This window comes from Halomonas sp. G15, assembly GCF_021282295.1.
GTDB lineage: Bacteria > Pseudomonadota > Gammaproteobacteria > Pseudomonadales > Halomonadaceae > Halomonas > Halomonas alimentaria.
Window position 1 is genome coordinate 1 of record NZ_JAJSPA010000074.1, and the last position, 4,049, is coordinate 4,049.

Here is a 4,049-nt window from a genome sequence, read left to right on the forward strand (position 1 = left end):
GCCGGCCTGCCGCGCCGACAGGCCACCGGCACCGCCGCCCAGGGCGCCGGTCACCGCCACCAGGTCGCCGGGGCGGCCGCCGCTGCGGGTGATGGCCGCCTCGGGTGCCACCTCGCCCATCACGGTGACGCCGATGGCCAGTTCACCGCGGGTGATATCGCCGCCAGCCAGGCGGGTGCCGGTCGCCTCGCAGAGCGACAGGAAGCCGCGGGAGAAGCCATCCAGCCAGGCGTCCCCGCTCTCTTCCAGCGACAGCGACATGAAGCACCAGCGAGCCCTGGCACCCATGGCGGCAAGGTCGGAGAGGCTGACCGCCAGGGCCCGATGGCCCACCGCCTCGGGCGGTGCATCGGGGGGAAAGTGCACCCCGCACACGGAGGTATCGACGCTCACCGCCAGCCGGCGCCCGGGGGTGGGGGCCAGCAGCGCACAGTCGTCGCCCACGCCCAGCACCACGCCGGACTCGGGGTCGGGGGCGGCGGGAGTGAAGTAGCGCGCGATGAGGTCGAATTCGCTGTGCATCCGGTCACCCTTCAGCGGCGGCGGGCGGCCACCTCGGCGCCACGCAGGCGCCCGGCAAGCTTGTCGAGGATGCCGTTGACGTACTTGTGGCCATCGGTGGCCCCGAACGACTTGGCCAGTTCGACGCCCTCGTTGATCGCCACCCGGTACGGCACCTCCAGGCGCCGCGAGAGTTCATAGGCACCCAGGCGCAGGATGGCCAGCTCGATGGCGTCGAGCTCCTCGAGCTTACGGTCGAGCAGCGGCGCGATGGAGGCGTCGAGGTCGGCGCGGAAGCGTGCCACGTTGTGCACCAGTTCGTGGAACAGCGCCAGGTCGGCGATCTCCATGACCTTGTGCCAGTTCTCGTGGTCCTCGAGGTCATCGTCAGCCAGCTGGCTGCGGAACTCCACCTCCACCGCACTCATCGACTTGCCGGTCATCTGCCACTGATAGAGACACTGCACCGCCAGTTCACGGGCGGCACGCCGCCCCTGCTGCGCCTTCGAGGGTGTGCGCTCGCGGCTCATGCCTCCTCCTCGGCGCCACCGCCCAGCTGGCGCATCAGCGAGACCATCTCCATGGCCGCCATGGCCGCCTCGGCGCCCTTGTTGCCGGCCTTGGTGCCGGAACGCTCGATGGCCTGCTCGATGGAGTTGACGGTCAGCACGCCGTTGGCGATGGGGGTCTCGAACTCCAGCTGCAGGTTGCCCAGCGCCGCGTTGCAGCCGCCGGCCACGTACTCGAAATGCGGGGTGCCACCGCGGATCACCGCGCCCAGGGCGATGACCGCCTCGGGGCGTGCCACCTTGAGCACCTGCTTGACCGCCAGCGGCAGCTCCCAGGCGCCGGGCACGTGGACGATGTCGATGTTCTCGGCATCCACACCATGGCGCACCAGGATGTCCACGGCTCCCTCGACGAGGCTATCCACCACATGGTGGTTGAAGCGCCCCACCACGATCACATAGCGGCCGTCGACATCGACGAAGCTGCCTTCCAGTTGAGAAATGGGTTCCATGTCGGTTTCCTGCTGAGACTCTCGGGCGCAGCCGAGCCGCGCCTGGTGTTGAACAAGAGTGTTGAATATAGAGTGTCGAAGAGGCGCCGGCTCACTCGCCGACGGTATCGTCACCGCCAGACGTGACATCCTCGGGCCCCAGACGCTCCACCACCTCCAGATCGAAGCCGGAGATCGCCGAGAACTTCCAGGGCGAGCTGAGCAGGCGCATCTGGCCCACGCCCAGGTGGCGCAGGATCTGCGAGCCGGTGCCGATGGTCAGGTAGTTGCCGGCGCCATCGGAATCGCTGGTGCGCGGGGCACGGCGACGCTCGAGGAAGATATCGAGCTGGTCGCGCAGGTCGAGACGCGGTCGGCCATGGTCGAGCAGCACGAAGACGCCGCGCTCGCTGCGCGCCACCTCGGCGATGGCCTGGTGGGAGGTCCAGTGACCGCCCTCGCCCTTCTGCAGGCAGAGCAGGTCGCGCATGGTGTCGGCCAGGTGCACGCGAACCGTGGTCGGCGTCTCGGGGCTCGGCCGCCCCTTGACCAGCGCCAGGTGATGGGCGCCCTGGATGCTGTCGCGGAAGACGTGCAGGGCGAGCTCACCATGGGCGGTATTGACCGTGGTCGACTCCTCGTGATCCACGGTCTGCTCGTTGTGGATACGGTAGTGGATCAGGTCGGCGATGGTGCCCATCTTCAGGCCATGCTCCTCGGCGAAGCGCTCGAGCTCGGGGCGGCGAGCCATGGTGCCGTCGTCGTTCATGATCTCGCAGATCACGCCGCTGGGGTCGAGGCCGGCCAGGGAGGCGAGGTCGCAGGCGGCTTCGGTATGGCCGGCACGGCGCAGCACACCACCAGGCTCGGCCATCAGCGGAAAGATATGACCAGGCTGGACGATATCCTCGGGGCGGGCATCGCGGGCCACGGCGGCCTGTACGGTGCGCGCGCGGTCGGCGGCGGATATGCCGGTGGTAACGCCCTCGGTGGCCTCGATGGAGAGGGTGAACTTGGTGCCGAAGCCGGAGCCATTGTCGTTGACCATCAGCGGCAGCTTGAGTCGCTCACAGCGGCTGCGGGTCATCGGCAGGCAGATCAGACCGCGGGCATGGCGGGCCATGAAGTTGATGTGCTCGGCCTGCACCTTCTCGGCGGCCATGATGATGTCGCCTTCGTTCTCGCGATCCTCATCGTCCATCAGGATCACCATCTTGCCCTGACGGATGTCCTCGATCAGGTCTTCGATAGGGGCCAGGCCCCCGGCAGTGGCGTGCACCATGAGATCTCCAGAAATTCTGCGTGGCAGGCGTCGGCAGGCGGCGACAATCATGTCGTCCACAGGCGTCGCCTCGCCTCGAAACGGCGTCAGGGTACCGTGGTCGGTCGCTGCGCGCCAGTAAAGCCGCGCCAGGCCAAGTCGCTCGAGGCTGCTCCGGCGAAAGGCCTTTCGCTTGATATCGCTATCGCGCCTGGCTGTGCCGCCGCGGCCGGGCGGTAATGCGCCAGTCCTGCCCCACGGCGCGGATATCGAGGATCTCCAGGCCGCGCTGGTGGGCCATGGTCTCGATGCCGGCGAGCTGGAACAGCGGACGGGCGTCACCGCCGAGCAGGGTGGGCGCCACGAACAGCTGCATCTCGTCCACCAGGCCGGCATCGAGCATGGCGCCGGCCAGGGTCGCGCCGGTCTCCAGCAGCACCTCGTTGGCCTGCTCGACCTCGGCCAGGTGGCGAAGCACGGCATCCAGGTCGACCCGACCGTCATCGCCGGCGGGCAGGGTGAGCACTTCGGCCCCGGCACGGGTGAGCCGTTCGATGCGCTCCTCCTCGACGCCCTCCACCGCCACCACCAGGGTGCGCCCCGGTTCGGTGAGGCAGGCCGCCGCCTCGGGCAGGCGCAGGCGGCTGTCGACGATCACCCGCAGTGGCTGACGAGTTGCGATGGACTCGGCATCATCGAGACCGAGCTGGTCGGCGCGCACGGTGAGTCGCGAGTTGTCGAAGATCACCGACTCCACTCCGGTGAGCACGGCGCTTGCGCGGGCGCGCAGGCGCTGCACCTGGCGCCGCGCCTGGGGGCCGGTGATCCACTGTGACTCGCCGGACTGCATGGCGGTGCGGCCGTCGAGGCTCATGGCCATCTTCAGGCGCACGAAGGGGCGGCCGTGGTCCATGCGGCGCACGAAGCCGGCGTTGAGCGCCCGGGCCTCGTCCTCGGCGATGCCCACCGTCACCTCGATGCCGGCCTCGCGCAGCATCGCAATGCCGCGGCCGGCCACCGCCGGGTTAGGGTCCTCCATGGCCACTACCACACGGGCCACGCCGGCCTCGATCAGCGCCACCGCGCAGGGCCCGGTGCGGCCGTGATGGGAGCAGGGCTCCAGGGTGACGTAGGCGGTGGCGCCGCGGGCCGCATCGCCCGCGGCGTTAAGGGCGTGCACCTCGGCATGGGGCTCGCCGGCGCGGGCATGGTAGCCCTCCCCTACCAGCCGCCCATCCTTGACCAGCACGCAGCCGACGCGGGGGTTGGGATGCGTGGTATAGAGGC

The 4,049-nt window shown here is 69.4% G+C and carries 5 protein-coding genes; all 5 read right to left on the minus strand.

Features of this window, described 5'->3' with window-relative positions:
• Window positions 1-522 (minus strand): thiamine-phosphate kinase (locus tag LWH48_RS17885; protein ID WP_232913646.1); only part of this gene is annotated, 522 nt, incomplete at its 3' end.
• Between the two features lie 11 nt (window positions 523-533).
• On the minus strand, window positions 534-1,031 hold the full coding sequence (nusB, locus tag LWH48_RS17890) for a transcription antitermination factor NusB (protein ID WP_232913647.1): 498 nt from the start codon (window positions 1,029-1,031) through the stop codon (window positions 534-536).
• Complete coding sequence (gene ribH, locus LWH48_RS17895; protein WP_161431084.1) at window positions 1,028-1,522, minus strand: 6,7-dimethyl-8-ribityllumazine synthase; 495 nt, start codon at window positions 1,520-1,522, stop codon at window positions 1,028-1,030. The genes nusB and ribH overlap by 4 nt, the downstream gene beginning before the upstream one ends.
• Window positions 1,523-1,613: 91 nt before the next feature.
• Entirely contained in the window at window positions 1,614-2,783 is a 1,170-nt protein-coding gene (gene ribBA / locus LWH48_RS17900; protein ID WP_232913648.1) for a bifunctional 3,4-dihydroxy-2-butanone-4-phosphate synthase/GTP cyclohydrolase II, read from the minus strand.
• Window positions 2,784-2,964: 181 nt separating this feature from the next.
• Window positions 2,965-4,049: bifunctional diaminohydroxyphosphoribosylaminopyrimidine deaminase/5-amino-6-(5-phosphoribosylamino)uracil reductase RibD (gene ribD, locus LWH48_RS17905; RefSeq protein ID WP_232913649.1), on the minus strand; the 1,085-nt coding region annotated here is incomplete at its 5' end.

Bases quoted from the DNA above. Each gene is read 5' to 3' on its own strand.
- nusB (WP_232913647.1), bottom strand. From the start codon at position 1,031: ATGAGCCGCGAGCGCACACCCTCGAAGGCGCAGCAGGGGCGGCGTGCC.
- ribH (WP_161431084.1), bottom strand. From the start codon at position 1,522: ATGGAACCCATTTCTCAACTGGAAGGCAGCTTCGTCGATGTCGACGGC.
- ribBA (WP_232913648.1), bottom strand. From the start codon at position 2,783: ATGGTGCACGCCACTGCCGGGGGCCTGGCCCCTATCGAAGACCTGATC.